The sequence below is a fragment of the Acetobacter sp. DmW_136 genome, assembly GCF_008690365.1.
GTDB lineage: Bacteria > Pseudomonadota > Alphaproteobacteria > Acetobacterales > Acetobacteraceae > Acetobacter > Acetobacter oryzifermentans.
Map to the genome: position 1 here is coordinate 189,977 of NZ_VHON01000007.1, position 15,764 is coordinate 205,740.

A 15,764-nucleotide genomic window follows, 5' to 3' on the forward strand; every position below is an offset into this window, starting at 1 on the left:
GTTAGCCGCATGACCGAACAGTTTGACATTCCATCGGCCAGTAACAATGTGCCGGAATTTACCGTTTCAGAAATTTCGGGGGCTATCCGGCGTACGCTGGAGGGCACGTTCAGCCGCGTACGTGTGCGTGGTGAGATTACGGAACTTAAACGCTACCCTTCTGGGCATGTGTATTTTTCGCTCAAGGATGAACGGGGCAAGATTTCCGGTGTGGTATGGCGTGGTTCGGTTTCCCGTCTTGGTCTGGTGCCAGAAAACGGGGTGGAGATTATCGCCACCGGCAAGATTTCTGCTTATGGTGAGCGCTCCAGTTACCAGCTTGTTGTAGAGCGGATGGAATATGCGGGCGAAGGCGCTTTGCTGGCCCGTATTGAACGCTTGCGCTTAAAGCTGGCGGAAGAAGGGCTGTTTGATACAGCCCGCAAAAAAGCCATTCCGCTTTTGCCGCGTGTGATCGGGGTGGTAACATCACCTCAAGGTGCTGTGCTGCATGATATCTGTACAACCCTGCAAAGGCGCTTCCCCCGACCTGTGATTGTCTGGCCCGTGCCCGTACAGGGAGAAGGGGCAGCAGCCCGCATTGCTGCGGCTATTGATGGATTTTCGCAGCTTGACGGGCTGGGCGCCGTGCCACGGCCAGATGTGTTGATTGTGGCGCGCGGTGGCGGATCATTAGAAGATCTGATGGCTTTTAATGATGAAGCTGTGGTGCGTGCGACGGCTGCATGCTCAATTCCGCTGATTTCTGCTGTAGGACATGAAACAGATACTACCCTGATTGATTTTGCATCAGACAGGCGTGCGCCAACACCCACAGCTGCCGCAGAAATGGCTGTGCCAGTGCGCACGGAACTTTTGGCGGATATTGAGCACCGAAATGCAAGGGCAGTGGGCGCGCTTTCCCGTTTGCTGCAAACGGCCCGCTTAAGGCTGGATCGTGCATCTTCCGCCATGCCGGATCTGCCAAGCCTGTTGCAGACAGCGCGTATGCAGTTGGATGACAGAGGGCGGCGGCTGGATGTTGCCTTGCCCGCTTTGGTGCAGCGGCGTAAGGCGGATCTGGTTGCGGTTGAACGTCATATGCCTGCGGTTGAAACCTTATTGGCAGGGCGGCGCACACGCTTGGCCGTACTGGCAAACATGTTGCAGGCCAGCATGGCGCATACATTCCAAAGGCAGGATGCCCGGTTGGGTCGCTTACGGATATCCCCTGCCCCATTGCAAGCATTGGTGCGGGAAAGACGCACAGCTCTTGCTGGTATTGCCGGGCAGTTAGAAGCTATTTCTCCCCGTGCGGTATTGGCTCGTGGGTACGCGCTTGTTACCGCAGAGGGGCGGCCAGTGACCAGTGCTGAACAACTCAATGATGGTGAGCGTGTAGAACTAACATTTGGTGATGGCGCGCGTCCGGCTGTTATTGGTGATGGCACACACCGCCCCAAGCAAGGTGTACTGGAGCTGTAACACACCGAGTTGAGATGTACTGCCAATCGGGTTTATGATCTGCCAAATATAAACCACGCGGGCGGAGGGGCCCGCGCCGTCAGGAAAGAATAAAGCGCATGTCCATCCGTTTTTCTGTTGGTGTTGCCAGCCTGTGTCTGGCAGGAGGGCTGCTGGCAGGGTGTGCGCCTCAGCAGGGGCATCGTATTCCACCACAAAGCTTCGCTCCGGGTCTGACAACCGAGCCATCAGCTACCAATGATAGCCATTTGACGAATGATCCCTCCGCACCGCTGAACACACCATTGTGTGGAACAGCTGCGCGTGAAAATATGGCGATGGGTGTGCAAAATTATCCGCAGCCCCTTTCTTCTGGCAATTCTTGCGTGCAAAATGCATGCTTTGATACCCAGACAGGCACCTATATTGCCTCTGATGGTACAAAAAGAGTGTGCCGATAATGCATGCATGCTCTTTTCCCAGCGGCAATTTGCTGGTAGGAAAAGGGCCACGCTGCGAGAGTGACGGAATTGGTAGACGTAGTCGACTCAAAATCGACCGCCCGAAAGGGCTTAGGGGTTCGAGTCCCCTCTCTCGCACCAGATTTCTTCTCCCCCTATTCTGGCCAAGGTTATGACAGCCGCTTCCTTATCCGTTCTTCCTCGTCCGGCCAGCCGTCCCCTTAATCCATGCTTTTCTTCTGGCCCTTGCGCAAAGCGGCCGGGTTGGAATGTATCGGCGCTGGCAAATGCGTTGGTTGGGCGTTCGCATCGCTCTGCGGAAGGGCGTGCACGGCTGAAAGAAGTTATTGATCGCTCTAGCGCCATTTTGGGAGTGCCTGAAGGGTGGCGCGTAGGAATCGTGCCAGCTTCTGATACTGGCGCTGTGGAAATGGCCTTGTGGTCCATGTTGGGGGAACGCCCAGTAGATGTGTTGGCGTTTGAAAGTTTTTCTGCACTATGGGCGCAGGATATTGTTACCCAGCTTAAGCTCGAAAATACACGAGTTTTGAAAGCCGAATACGGCAGCCTGCCAGATATGGCGCAGGTTGATTGGAACCACGATGTGGTGCTGGCATGGAATGGCACCACCTCTGGTGTGCGCATTCCTTCAGCAGATGCCATTCCGGCGCAACATGGTGGGCTGGTGATCTGTGATGCGACATCTGCTGCGTTTGCAATGGATCTGCCGTGGGACCGGCTGGATGTGGTTACATGGTCTTGGCAGAAAGCTTTGGGGGGCGAAGCCGCACATGGCATGATTGCCCTTTCCCCCAAAGCTGTGCAGCGGTTGGAAAGTTTTCAGGCTCCGCGCCCACTGCCAAAAGTTTTCCGTATGACCAATAAGAATGGTCTGATTGAAGGCATCTTTCGGGGGGATACCATCAACACGCCTTCCATGCTGTGTGTGGAAGATGCGCTGGATAGCCTGAAATGGGCAGAAGGTGCTGGTGGCCTGGAAGGGCTGAAAGCACGCAGCCAAGCCAATCTGGCTGAAGTGACCATGTGGGTGGAAAAAACGGATTGGGTAGAGTTTCTGGCCCAGAAGCCTGAGGAACGTTCTTCCACAGCAATCTGCTTGCGTATTGTGGCCCCATGGTTTTTGGCCCTTGAGCGTGATGAACAGACTAAAACAGTCAAGAAAATGCTGGCCGTTCTGGCAGAAGAAGGCATTGGGTTTGATCTGGCCAGTTACCGTGATGCCCCTGTGGGCCTGCGTATCTGGGGTGGTGCTACGGTAGAAGCGGCAGATGTGCGTGCATTATTGCCTTGGTTGGATTGGGCTTTTACTCAGGTTGCGCCGCAGTAATTAAATTTTTTAGCGTTATACAGCATTAAAAAAGGCGGAGGGAATTTTCCCTCCGCCTTTTTTGTTGGATGAAGCCGCGCCTATTAGAAAGGTGCGTCGATGTCCACGATGTCGATCAGCTTGGTATTGACGAATTCTTTCAGGCCAAGGTCAATCAGTTCACGACCAAAGCCAGAACGTTTCACGCCACCAAACGGCAGATCAGCTTTCACCATGGTTGGGTGATTGATGTACACCATACCGGTGTCCATTTTGCGTGCGAGTTCAGCAGCTTTTTCTTCGTTCTGAGAGAAGATGGAACCACCCAGACCGTATGGAGAATCGTTGGCGATTTCTACAGCATGATCTGCGTCTTTCGCGCGGAACAGCATGGTAACTGGGCCAAAGAATTCCCAACGGCGCGCCGGGTTGCTTTCATCCAGATCTGTTAGAATAACAGGGCGGAAGAAGCAGCCTTTGTTGGGCATTTCCAGCGGAACTTCTTCTGCCTTTGCACCGTGTGCTACGGCTTCAGAAACCTGCTTTTTCAGATCTTCTACAGCACCGCGGGAAGAAAGCGGCGGCATGGTGGTGTTGGGGTCCATCGGATCCCCCATACGCAGGGCGCTTACACCTTTGCGGTACAGTTCTACAAACTTGTCGTAAACGCCGTCTTCCACAATCATGCGCTTGGCGTTAACGCACACCTGCCCGCCATTCCAGTGGCGGCCAAAAACAGCCCATTTGGCAGCTTTTTCAATGTCTGCATCGTTCAGCACGATCAGCGCATCGGAGCCACCAAGTTCCATGATACACTTTTTAAGTGCGCCACCGGCTGTAGCAGCAATTTTGGCGCCCGCGCCTTCAGAGCCTGTTAGGGCAACACCACGCACGCGCGGGTCCTGAATAACCGTGGCAAGCTGGGAATGGGATGGATACAGGTTGATAAAACCACCTTCTGGCAACCCGGCATCCAGCATCAGTTTTTCCATGGCGGCAGCACACTGCGGCACATTGGAAGCGTGCTTTAGGATAACCGTGTTACCAGCAGAAAGCTGAGGGGAGATAATGCGGGCAACCTGATAGAACGGGAAGTTCCACGGTTCAATCGCAACGATAATCCCCTGCGGTTCGTACACAAGTTTGGCACGGCCTTCCTGCGGGTCTGCTACGGGCAGATCCTGTGGCTCCAGCAGCTTTTCAGCATTCTTGGCATAGTATTCGAAAATAGCGGCGGACAATTCCGTTTCTGCCTGAGCTTCGGCAAAACGCTTGCCCATTTCAAGGGTCAGCAGCTTGGAATACTCATCCAGATTTTCGCGCAGCAGATCGGCTGCTTTTTGCAGAATGCGTGCACGATCAGCATGGGAGAAGTTTTTCCATTTCTGGAAAGCTGCATCACCCTTGGCAATTGCTGTTTCAATTTCCGCATCCGTGGTGGTGGGGAACGTCTTCACCTGCTCTTCGGTGAAGGGATTGATTGTTGCATAAGCCATCAGAATAACCCTTCTTTTGTTTCTGAGGTTAGGAGTTGCTCAGTTGCGGAAGTCCAGAACCACGCGGCCTTCCACCCGACCGTTCTTGAGCGCATCAAAAATTGCGTTGATGTTGTCAATCCGATCTGTTGTGGTGACAGATGTTACCTTCCCTTCAGCAAAGAAGGAAAGAGCTTCAATCATGTCCAGCCGTGTGCCTACTATGGAACCGCGAATGGTAATGGCATTCATGACCATGTCAAAGATAGAAATTGGGAAATCACCCGGTGGCAGGCCATTTAGCACCAATGTGCCCCCTGCTCGCACATACCCCATAGCCTGAGAAAACGCTTTGGTGGAAACAGCGGTAATCAATCCCCCATGCACGCCACCAACCTTTTCCTGCATAAATGTTGCTGGGTCTGTGTTTCTGGCGTTAACAGTGTACATGGCACCAAGCTTTTTGGCGGTTGCCAGTTTTTCATCATCAATGTCTACCGCCACAACATTTAGCCCCATTGCTACGGCGTATTGCACGGCCATTTGGCCTAATCCCCCAACGCCAGAAATGGCTACCCAGTTCCCTGCTCGCGTATCTGTCATCTTCAGGCCTTTATAAACGGTCAGGCCAGCGCACAGTACGGGGGCAACTTTTACGGGATCCACGCCTTTGGGCAGATGGGCAATATAATTCGGATCAGCCACCACGTATTCGGCAAAGCAACCGTTTACGGAATAGCCCGTTTCTTCCTGCTTCGGGCAAAGGGTTTCCCACCCTGCCAAACAGTGCTCGCAATGGCCGCAGGCAGAATAGAGCCAAGGCACGCCTACAACATCGCCTTCCTTCACCCAGTCTACTTCGCTGCCAACTTGCACCACAGTTCCCACGCCTTCATGACCGGGAATAAACGGCAGATGTGGTTTTTTTGGCCAGTCTCCGCTGGCAGCATGCAAATCTGTATGGCACACGCCGCAGGCTATCATCTTAACCAAAATCTGTGTGGGTTTAATGGTCGGGATGTCCAGCTCTTCAATGGTTAGTGGTTTGCCAAATTCATGAACCACAGCGGCTTTCATTTTTTCGGACATGATATGCTTCCTTATATTTTACAAACAGACATGAGAAATAAAAAAGGGCGAGGGGGAAGCCTCGCCCGTGTCATGTTTAGGAGCCGCCAAGACTTTTGACAGCTTCAACCATTTTGGAAAGCACAGCCTGTGCATCTCCAAATACCATTGTGCAGTTCTTCTGGAAGAAAAGCGGGTTCTGTACGCCGGAATATCCAACGCCCGTGCCACGTTTAATGACAAATACCTGATGTGCTTTGTAAGCATTCAAAATAGGCATGCCATAAATGGGGGAGGATTTATCTGTTAGGGCTTCCGGGTTCACCACATCGTTGGCACCAATAACCAGCGCAACATCCGTTGTGGCAAAACTATCATTTATGTCATCCATGTCATAAATCATGTCATATGGCACGCCGGCTTCAGCCAAAAGAACGTTCATATGCCCTGGCATACGGCCTGCTACAGGGTGGATGGCAAACTTAACATCCACACCATCGGCAACAAGAATTTTGACAAATTCGTAAAGTTTCTGCTGTGCCTGTGCAACAGCCAGTCCGTAACCGGGAATAATGATGACGCTGGAGGCATAACGCATGGTGGTGGCGGCATCTGCAGGATCAACAGATTGCATTTCACCCTGCGGTCCTTTGGCGCTGCTTGAGCTATCACCAAAGTTGCTGAACAATACGTTGGTGAGTGAACGGTTCATGGCTTTTGCCATCAACACGGTAAGCAGCGTGCCAGCAGACCCTACAACCATGCCAGCAATCATGAGGGCCGGGTTGTTCATCACATACCCTTCAAGCCCAACGGCCAGCCCTGTGAAGGCGTTGTAGAGCGAAATCACAACCGGCATATCGGCACCACCAATAGGCAGTGTCATGCACACGCCAAACAGCAGAGCCATCAGGAAGAATAGATCCCGCGGCAGCTCCCCCATTGGGGTGCTATACTGCATGACTGTGAGCGCACCTAATACCAAAGCAATAAGAAACACCCCAGCATTGAAAACACGCTGTCCAGTAAAGCGCACAGGCTTTTTCATCCGCCCGTCCAACTTGGCCCATGCTATAATGGAACCGGTAAGCGAAATGCACCCGATAAGCGCGCCCAAAACGGTAATGCTGAGGTGCAAGGGAGATGTTGGGTCATCGCTTAAAAGTTCTACGCCTGCCAAACAGGCAGCAGAACCACCGCCCATACCATTAAAAATGGCAACCATCTGCGGCATGGCTGTCATTTGCACGGTACGGCCACGCCAGCCAGCCCATGCGCAACCCAAAACCAGAGCCAGAACAGCCAATACCACATTTACCAGAAGATGCGGTTTTGCGGCTTCTGTTACGTTAAATAAATTTAGAAAAGTTGCTGCAATAACAAAGATCATACCGTAACCGGCTGTAACAATGCCAGATACAGCCGTAACGGGGGAGGACATGGCTTTCAGCCCGTAAATAAACAGGCCAGCAGCAATAAGGCCACTTAGGCCCACAATGTATTCAATAAACATTTATTGCTGTTCCTTTTTGGGTGGAGCTGTTTTTTGGCTGGGCCGGAACATGGCAAGCATACGGTCTGTTACCACATAGCCGCCCATCACATTGCCTGCGCCTAGAAAAACCCCAATAAAACCAATAATCTGTCCGGGAATGCTGGTGGCGTTAAACAGTGCATCCAACGCACCCACAACCACAATGCCGTGGATGAAGTTGGAGCCGGACATTAGGGGCGTATGCAGGATGGATGGCACACGGCTGATCACCACATAACCGGTAAAGGCGGCCAGCATGAAAATGTATAAAGCGATAATAAAGGTCATGGATGTTGCGGTAATCATGATGCTTTCTCCACTGGCGGGCTTTCGATAAACTGTTTGATGGTATCATTAGTTATTGCACCATTATGCGTAAGAGTAGTGCCTTTAATGACATCATCCGTAAAATCAGGCTTCAGCACACCATCATGCACAACCTGTTCTAAAAGGTTGTAGATATTCTTGGCATAAAGCTCACTCGCCTGTGCTGCCAGGCAGGATGGCAGGTTTGTTGGCCCAACCAATGTAACGGGCCCAATTTTTGTAATTTCTCCTGCTTTTGTGCCTTCACAATTGCCGCCATTAGGGGCGCCCATATCCACTACAACAGATCCTTCCTTCATGGCGGCCAACTGGTCTGCGTCAATCAGGCGTGGGGCGTGTTTTCCGGGAACAGCCGCTGTGGTGATAATTAAATCTGCCTGTGCGATGTGTTGGCTGAGTGCGGCACGCACTTTTGTTTTTTCTTCGGGTGTCAGTTCACGTGCATACCCACCAGCTCCGCGGGCATCCACGCCGGTATCGACAAAGCGCGCACCAACAGATTCTGCTTCTTCTTTTGTTTCGGGGCGCACGTCGTAGCCTTCGCAAACTGCGCCAAGTCGATGTGCTGTTGCCAATGCCTGCAACCCGGCCACACCCAACCCCATAACCAACACGCGTGCCGCGCGGAGCGAGCCAACGGCTGTTGTCATCATGGGTAGGATTTTTTGCATATGCACACAGCCCAGTAACGGAGCGTAATATCCGGCTAACGCGGCTTGGCTGGAAAGAGCATCCATAGCCTGTGCCCGGCTGATGCGTGGAATAAGCTCCATGGCAAATGTGGTGATCTTGCTATCGCGCAAAGCCTTTACCAGATCAGGCTGGGTTTTGGCGTAAATGAAAGACACCAGCAAACTGCCGGCTTTCATTTTTTTTATCGTCTCCACGCAGGGCGGCTGCACAGCCAGCACAATATCTGCGTCTTCTAGAAGTTTTTGCGGATCTGCTTCTGTGGCAACGCCAGCCTGTGTGTATGCTGCATCCGTATAGGTTGCTGCGGCTCCTCCACCTTGCTCCAGAACCAGTGAGGCTCCAAGTTTGGCAATGCGCTGGGCGACTGAGGGAATCATGGCAACCCGTCTTTCATCGGTTGCCGTTTCCTTCAGAATTGCAATTTTAAGTGTCACGGTCTGTTCCAAACTCTGTTGTAAAAGTTGGGCAAAGGTCAGAACAGGTTTTGCATCCTGCCTGAGGCACGAAAATTATGACACTACGGCGCGTAGGGGTGCTGCAATGATGTGTATCAAAAACGTGGTCATAGTGTTCAAATAATTTGTTGTATTTTTGTTTAATGCTGGCACATCCCGTGTTCCGTATGTCGTGCGCTTAAACGGTTAACCACGGCATCGGGTTTCTGTGTCGGGCGGGTATCAAGGTTTTTGGGGCAGAAAAAAGCTGCGGGGCGTATAATCACTGGGGCAGATGCCCATGGCGGGCAATTCCATTTGGTTGCGTAATGGTCTAGGGTCTGCCGCCATCAGGCCATATATATGGCCGACATATATACAAGATCAAAAGCAGGTGGATTATGGGATATCGGGTTGCTGTTGTAGGCGCGACTGGAGCCGTGGGGCGTGAAATCCTCAAAACACTGGCTGAGCGGGAATTTCCGGTAGATGAAATTGTAGCGCTGGCCTCACCCCGCTCTACCGGGCGGGAAGTTTCGTTTGGAGATCGGGTTCTGAAAGTGCAGAACCTTGAAACATTTGATTTTACCGGTTGGGATGTTGGCCTGTTTTCTCCCGGTGGGTCTGTGTCTGCAAAATATGCACCCATTGCCGCCAAAGCCGGATGTGTGGTGATCGACAACACCTCTCATTTCCGTATGGATCCGGATGTGCCGTTGGTGGTGCCAGAAGTAAACCCCAACGCCCTTAAGCAGATCAAGCGCAACATTATTGCCAACCCCAACTGCTCTACCATTCAGATGGTGGTGGCACTGAAGCCCCTGCATGATCTGTTCACTCTCAAGCGGGTTGTGGTGTCCACCTATCAGGCGGTTTCTGGCGCAGGTAAGGATGGCATGGATGAGCTGTTCGCCCAGACGCGTGGCACCTTTGTGAATGATCCGCCCAAGATTGAACAGTTTCAGAAGCAGATCGCCTTCAACTGCATTCCGCAGATCGACCGTTTCATGGATGATGGTGCGACCAAGGAAGAATGGAAGATGCGAGTCGAGACCAAGAAAATTCTCGACCCGGATGTAGAAGTTATTGCCACCTGCGTGCGTGTGCCTGTGTTTATTGGCCATTCTGAAGCTGTTGTGGCTGAGTTTGAAGAGCCCGTTGATATCAAGCGCGCCTATGAAGCCCTGCGTGAAGCAGAAGGTGTTGTGGTGCTGGATAAGCGCGAAGATGGTGGCTACGTGACTCCGATTGACTCGGTGGGGGAAGACGCAACCTACGTTTCACGCCTTCGTGTCGATCCGACGGTCTCCAATGGCCTCGCGTTCTGGTGCGTGTCCGATAATCTGCGGAAAGGTGCGGCTTTGAACGCGGTGCAGATTGCCGAAACCATGATTGCTCTCGATCTCCTGCCCAGACACGGTTGAGTGAGAATCCCGCCCCTCTCGGCCTCGTGTTGGTCTGTTCAATTGACCGGCCAGAGGGGTGGGGCGTAGGACAAAAACGATGCAAACGCCGGATCCAGCCGGCGCTACGGGATAGAGACGGGGTACGAGGCAGACAATGCAGGATATCCGTAAGGCCCTCTATGTAGGGAGCCGAAGTGACGGCAGACTTATTCAGCGGCCCATGTCGCCGCATTTACAGGTCTACCGTTATCGCCTTTCCATGGTTCTTTCCATTATGAACCGTATTACGGGCGTTATCGCAACAGCAGGTGCAACACTGGGTGTGTTCTGGCTTGGGGCTGCGGCCAAAGGGCCAAAAGCCTTTGCCACAGCGCGTAAGGTTACGGGCAACCCGCTTGGGCAGCTTGTGTTAGTTGGCTGGCTGGCATCTGTTATTTACCACACTGTTGGCGGTATCCGCCATCTGATCTGGGATAGCGGTTACCGGTATGACAAAAAGGAAGTTAACAAGGATGGCCCGGTAGCCGTGGGTGTTACCGCTGGTGTCAGCACTGTTTTGGCGGCTGGCCTTTTGGCTGTTTCCATTTGTCGCAAACGCAGCCGCGCCAAAGCAGGAAAGGTATCCTGACATGAATGCTTCTGCTCCTCATATTGAAGTCATGCGCTCCCAGCTTGGGCGGGCACGCGGGCTTGGGGCCGGGCATTCCGGTGTAGGCCACTGGTGGGCCGAGCGTGTAACGGCGGCTTCCCTGCTTCCGCTTTCAACGTGGTTTGTGGTGCAAATGTTCCGCCTGGGCGGTGCAGATCATGCAGAAGTGGTGAAATGGGGCGGTAAGCCCGTAAATGCCACCATGCTGATCGCCCTGATCATCACCACCTTTTACCATGCCCAGCTTGGGCTTCAGGTGATTGTGGATGATTACGTGCATGGCAAGGCACATTTGCCGGCCCGCCTGCTTGTTAAAATTGGCACCTCCCTGTTGGGGTTGCTGGGCGTAATTGCCGTTATCAAGCTGTTTGTGCGCGGCAGTAACGCCAAATAAGCTGGGCCACCGCCTTATAGAATCAAGAGCCTGTGCCGCCAGCGCCCCAAAGCCTGAAGCGCTGTGGCACGAACCTGAAAAGACTGACAGGCCGAACGCAATGGGAGCGCCGTCACGATGAACGCCAATACCTCTCCGTCACGGGGAGCTTACCGAATTGTTGATCACGCTTATGATGTTGTGGTCGTGGGAGCAGGTGGTTCGGGCCTGCGTGCAACGTTGGGAATGGGCGCAGCAGGGCTAAGCACTGCATGTGTTACCAAGGTTTTTCCAACACGTAGCCATACTGTGGCTGCTCAGGGGGGCATCGGGGCTTCTCTGGGGAATATGGCCGAAGATAACTGGCGCTGGCATATGTATGACACCGTAAAGGGGTCTGACTGGCTGGGCGATCAGGACGCAATTGAGTTTATGTGCCGTGAGGCCGTGCCTGCTGTGCGCGAGCTGGAGCACTTTGGTGTGCCATTCTCCCGCACGGAAGATGGCAAGATTTATCAGCGCCCCTTCGGCGGGCATATGAGCGATTACGGCAAGGCCCCTGTGCCACGTGCTTGCGCTGCTGCCGACCGTACCGGCCACGCCATTTTGCATACGCTGTATCAGCAGTGCCTGAAGCACAATGTTGAATTCTTTGTCGAATATTTTGCCATCGACCTTATCATGGATGAGGAAGGTGAATGCCGTGGTGTAATGGCTTGGTGCCAGGATGATGGCACAATCCATCGCTTTAACGCCAAGATGGTTGTGCTGGCCACTGGCGGCTATGGTCGTGCGTACCAGTCCTGCACCTCTGCCCATACCTGTACGGGTGATGGTAACGGTATGGCCATGCGTGCGGGCATTCCAACGCAGGATATGGAATTTGTGCAGTTCCACCCCACTGGTATCTACCCGGCAGGCTGCCTGCTGACGGAAGGCTGCCGTGGTGAAGGTGGTTATCTAACCAATTCCGAAGGCGAACGCTTTATGGAGCGTTATGCGCCAACGGCCAAAGATCTGGCATCGCGTGATGTGGTTTCCCGCGCCATGACGATTGAGATCAAGGAAGGCCGTGGCTGTGGCCCGAAAAAAGATCACATCATGATGCACCTTGAGCATCTTGGCTCTGATCTTCTGCACCAGCGTTTGCCGGGTATTATTGAAACGGCACGTATTTTTGCGGGTGTGGATGTTACCAAGGAACCTGTGCCGGTTCTGCCAACCGTGCATTATAATATGGGTGGTATCCCCACCAATATTCATGGTGAAGTGGTGCGCCCGACCCCCGATAACCCGGATGCCGTTGTGCCGGGGCTGATGGCCGTGGGTGAAGCAGCCTGTGTTTCCGTGCATGGTGCAAACCGTCTGGGCACAAACTCTCTGCTGGATCTTATCGTATTTGGCCGTGCTGCCTCTCGTCGTGCTGCGGAAGTGGTAAAACCAACAGACTTTACCCGTCCGCTGCCTGCCGGTGCGGGTGAAGCTGCGCTGGATCGGCTGGATCGTCTGCGTTATGCCAAGGGTGGCACCAAGGTTTCTGCCCTGCGTGAGCGTTTACAGCGTGATATGCAAACACATGCTGCTGTGTTCCGTACGCAAGAAAGCCTACAGGAAGGCGTGGACAAGATTCGCGATATCTGGAACGGCGTGAGCGATATCTCTGTGGCAGATTCCTCTCTGATCTGGAACAGCGATCTGATGGAAGCGCTGGAGTTTGAAAACCTGCTGGCGAACGCTACTGTCACGCTGGAAAGTGGCCTTGCGCGGCATGAAAGCCGTGGGGCGCACGCGCGGGATGATTATCCTAACCGTGATGACAAGGAATGGCTCAAGCATTCCGTATCGTGGCTGGATGATAAAGGTGGCGTGAAGCTAACCTACCGTCCGGTGCATATGAAGACCCTGACCGATGATGTGCAGGTCTTCCCACCCAAAAAGCGCGTTTACTGAGTTATCGGAACGAACGGGCGATAAAGGGAGGCGAACATGGTTGAACTCAGACTGCCGCGCAACAGCACGATCGGGAAAGGTAAAACCTTTCCCGCACCAGCCGGTGCAAAAAACGTTAGAACATTCCGGATTTACCGTTGGACTCCGGATGATGATAAAAACCCGGTTATTGATAGCTACGAACTTGATCTGGATACCATCGGGCCAATGGTGCTGGATGCCATCATCCATATCAAGAACGAAGTAGATCCTACACTGACATTCCGGCGTTCCTGCCGTGAAGGGATTTGTGGGTCCTGCGCCATGAATATTGATGGGGAAAACACGCTTGCGTGCCTTAAGCCCATCAAGGATATCAAGGGCGATGTGCGCATCTATCCGCTGCCGCATATGCCAATTGTAAAAGATCTGGTTTCCAATCTGGATGGTGCTTATGCGCAGTTGCGTTCCATCCAGCCTTGGATGCAGGCAGATAGCGCCCCTCCGCCAGATTCCGAACGGAAGCAGAGCATTGAGGAACGCGCCAAGCTGGATGGGATGTGGGAATGCATTCTGTGCTTCTGCTGCACAACCTCTTGCCCATCCTATTGGTGGAATGGTGACAAGTATTTAGGCCCAGCCGTTCTTCTGGCTGCTTATCGCTGGATTGCCGATAGCCGCGATGAACATACGGGCGACCGTTTGGACGGGTTGGAAGATACCTTCAAACTGTATGCGTGCCGCACCATCATGAACTGCACCCAGACATGCCCGAAGGGTCTGAACCCAGCCAAGGCTATTGGGCGCATTAAGGAACTGCAACTGGAACGGAAAGTCTGATTTTTCGTTTTTCCAGAAACATAGACGTAAAAAACCCGGTATGGCTTTGCCTTGCCGGGTTTTTTGTAACGTAAGCAGCGATATACCTTCTTCCACGCCTTCTGCATTGACGGCAGCAAAGGAAGGTGGAACATGAAACCTGCTAGAAGACGATCTGTTTGGTAGTGAGGTTTTTTGTGTTTGACGGCCATCTTTCTTCATCATCTGGCCGCGCGCGGGCCTGGACTGACAGCCTGTTTGTAGATCACGCTATTTTCCGCTTGATGTGGACCAACTTCCACGCAGTTATTCCTGGCAAAGTATATCGGTGTAACCACCCCACTCCTGCGCGTTTGAAAAGGGCCATGGGGCGGTTGGGCTTGCGTACGCTGGTGAATTTACGTGGGCATAGAAAATGCGGGTCTGATGCTCTTTCCCGCAATGCTGCACGCGGCCTTGGTTTGCACCATGTAGATATGGCTTTTGAAAGCCGTGGCGCCCCCCATAAGGACAGAATTCTGCGGTTTGCAGATATGTACCAAAAGCTAGATTTTCCAATACTGATGCATTGTAAATCGGGCGCAGACCGCGCCGGCTTGGCATCTGGCTTGGTTGTGTTGTTTGAGGGCGGATCTGCCCAGCAGGCGCTTAAGGAACTTTCTTGGAAATACGGACACTTCCGTAGCTCTCGTACAGGTATTTTGGATGCTTTTTTTCTGCACTATCAGGCAGAAGGAGAAGGCCGCATGCCTTTTCTTGAGTGGGTGCGGAATGAATATGATGAGCACGCTTTAAAAGAAGAGTTTGTAGCAAATAAGCTATCTTCTTTTCTGACAGATCAGGTTTTGCGGCGCGAATAAGCGCTGCAAAAAAATTACGGCTTCCACAATCCTTTTTGATGATAAGGCTATGATATCACATGGTTCCTCATAAACCTGTGCCTATTCTGGCCGTTGTTGCCGCACTGCTTTCATGGGCCTGTGCGTATCCTGTTGTGCGGCTAGCACTGCCTTTTTTTGCACCTGTTTCGTTAGCTGCCGCACGTTATATGGTGGCTGCGTGCCTTGTTGTATGCTGGTTGTGTGTAAAGCGCCCACAGTTGCCACGGCTAAAGGATCTGCCACGCTTTTTGGCATGTGGCGGCATTGGCATTGCGCTTTACAATATCCTTTTTAATACAGGGGAGCAGACAGTTTCTGCCGGTGCGGCCAGTCTATTATTGAATACAGCTCCTTTTTTAGCCGCTATTGCCGCCGTTCTGTTTTTAAATGAACGTCTGACACTATGGGGCTGGTTAGGTTCTCTTACCAGTTTTACTGGTGTGGTGATTATTGGCAGTGGGCAGCCCGGTGGCCTTGGTTTTGGTTCTGGCACTACGGTTATGCTGGCAGCAGCTTTATGCTCTGCAACCTACTATCTGCTCCAACGGCCTTTAGTAACGCGCTATGGAGCGTTAGTGACCACAGCCTATATTTTGCTGATTGGTGCTGGCCTGCTTTTGCCGTGGCTCCCTAGCGCCATAAGCACGCATAATGGTTGGCAGGCTTGGGCATTGGTTGGGGTGTTGGGCATATTTCCATCTATTTTGGGGTATGGCGCTTGGGCGCATGTGGTGGGGCAGGTGGGGGTCACCCGTTCTTCTGGGCTGTTGTATTTACTCTCTCCCACAACGCTTCTGCTGGCATTTGTATTGGTGAGAGAAGTGCCAAATGTGCGCACTCTTATTGGTGGGTGCATTGTGATGGCAGGCGTTGGGCTAATGCAGATGTATGGCCACCCGCGCCCACAAGTGAAAGCATAAAAAAAACCACTTCAGACATTAAAAT

Annotated in this window: 15 protein-coding genes and 1 tRNA gene; 11 read left to right on the forward strand and 5 right to left on the reverse strand. The window is 52.7% G+C overall.

The window, feature by feature from the left end; translation table 11 throughout:
* The first annotated feature begins 9 nt into the window (after positions 1-9).
* From xseA to FKW31_RS03990, 4 genes are all read left to right on the forward strand, one after another.
* A complete protein-coding gene (gene xseA, locus FKW31_RS03975) occupies positions 10-1,464 on the forward strand; it encodes an exodeoxyribonuclease VII large subunit (RefSeq protein ID WP_150177857.1) in 1,455 nt (484 codons plus the stop codon).
* A gap of 98 nt (positions 1,465-1,562) precedes the next feature.
* Complete coding sequence (locus FKW31_RS03980) at positions 1,563-1,904, forward strand: hypothetical protein (RefSeq protein WP_006116613.1); 342 nt, start codon at positions 1,563-1,565, stop codon at positions 1,902-1,904.
* A 54-nt stretch (positions 1,905-1,958) separates the two neighbouring features.
* Positions 1,959-2,045, forward strand: a tRNA-Leu gene (locus FKW31_RS03985).
* Between the two features lie 31 nt (positions 2,046-2,076).
* Positions 2,077-3,252, forward strand: coding sequence for a phosphoserine transaminase (locus FKW31_RS03990; RefSeq protein WP_150177859.1), 1,176 nt, complete (start codon positions 2,077-2,079; stop codon positions 3,250-3,252).
* Positions 3,253-3,335: 83 nt separating this feature from the next.
* Here the strand turns inward: FKW31_RS03990 and FKW31_RS03995 are convergent, their stop codons facing one another.
* From FKW31_RS03995 to FKW31_RS04015, 5 genes are all read right to left on the reverse strand, one after another.
* Positions 3,336-4,727: an NAD-dependent succinate-semialdehyde dehydrogenase gene (locus FKW31_RS03995; RefSeq protein WP_006116615.1), complete on the reverse strand. Its 1,392-nt coding sequence runs from the start codon at positions 4,725-4,727 to the stop codon at positions 3,336-3,338.
* Between the two features lie 39 nt (positions 4,728-4,766).
* Positions 4,767-5,795, reverse strand: coding sequence for an alcohol dehydrogenase AdhP (gene adhP / locus FKW31_RS04000; RefSeq protein WP_150177861.1), 1,029 nt, complete (start codon positions 5,793-5,795; stop codon positions 4,767-4,769).
* A 76-nt stretch (positions 5,796-5,871) separates the two neighbouring features.
* Positions 5,872-7,287, reverse strand: coding sequence for an NAD(P)(+) transhydrogenase (Re/Si-specific) subunit beta (locus tag FKW31_RS04005; RefSeq protein ID WP_089178330.1), 1,416 nt, complete (start codon positions 7,285-7,287; stop codon positions 5,872-5,874).
* On the reverse strand, positions 7,288-7,614 hold the full coding sequence (locus FKW31_RS04010) for an NAD(P) transhydrogenase subunit alpha (RefSeq protein ID WP_006116618.1): 327 nt from the start codon (positions 7,612-7,614) through the stop codon (positions 7,288-7,290).
* Positions 7,611-8,762, reverse strand: coding sequence for an NAD(P) transhydrogenase subunit alpha (locus FKW31_RS04015; protein ID WP_150177863.1), 1,152 nt, complete (start codon positions 8,760-8,762; stop codon positions 7,611-7,613). Before FKW31_RS04015 ends, FKW31_RS04010 begins: the two co-directional genes overlap by 4 nt.
* 401 nt (positions 8,763-9,163) lie before the next feature.
* Here FKW31_RS04015 and FKW31_RS04020 point away from each other — a divergent pair, with 401 nt between their 5' ends.
* From FKW31_RS04020 to FKW31_RS04050, 7 genes are all read left to right on the forward strand, one after another.
* The gene (locus FKW31_RS04020; RefSeq protein WP_150177865.1) at positions 9,164-10,186 is read left to right on the forward strand and encodes an aspartate-semialdehyde dehydrogenase; all 1,023 of its coding nucleotides are present in this window, start codon (positions 9,164-9,166) and stop codon (positions 10,184-10,186) included.
* Positions 10,187-10,322: 136 nt separating this feature from the next.
* On the forward strand, positions 10,323-10,796 hold the full coding sequence (gene sdhC / locus FKW31_RS04025; protein ID WP_006116621.1) for a succinate dehydrogenase, cytochrome b556 subunit: 474 nt from the start codon (positions 10,323-10,325) through the stop codon (positions 10,794-10,796).
* 1 nt (position 10,797) lies between these two features.
* A complete protein-coding gene (sdhD, locus tag FKW31_RS04030) occupies positions 10,798-11,211 on the forward strand; it encodes a succinate dehydrogenase, hydrophobic membrane anchor protein (RefSeq protein WP_006116622.1) in 414 nt (137 codons plus the stop codon).
* 117 nt (positions 11,212-11,328) lie between these two features.
* The gene (gene sdhA, locus FKW31_RS04035) at positions 11,329-13,140 is read left to right on the forward strand and encodes a succinate dehydrogenase flavoprotein subunit (RefSeq protein WP_063353254.1); all 1,812 of its coding nucleotides are present in this window, start codon (positions 11,329-11,331) and stop codon (positions 13,138-13,140) included.
* A gap of 36 nt (positions 13,141-13,176) precedes the next feature.
* Complete coding sequence (locus tag FKW31_RS04040; protein WP_006116624.1) at positions 13,177-13,959, forward strand: succinate dehydrogenase iron-sulfur subunit; 783 nt, start codon at positions 13,177-13,179, stop codon at positions 13,957-13,959.
* 176 nt (positions 13,960-14,135) lie between these two features.
* The gene (locus FKW31_RS04045; protein WP_063354807.1) at positions 14,136-14,798 is read left to right on the forward strand and encodes a tyrosine-protein phosphatase; all 663 of its coding nucleotides are present in this window, start codon (positions 14,136-14,138) and stop codon (positions 14,796-14,798) included.
* A 59-nt stretch (positions 14,799-14,857) separates the two neighbouring features.
* A complete protein-coding gene (locus FKW31_RS04050) occupies positions 14,858-15,739 on the forward strand; it encodes a DMT family transporter (RefSeq protein ID WP_150177867.1) in 882 nt (293 codons plus the stop codon).
* Positions 15,740-15,764: the final 25 nt, after the last annotated feature.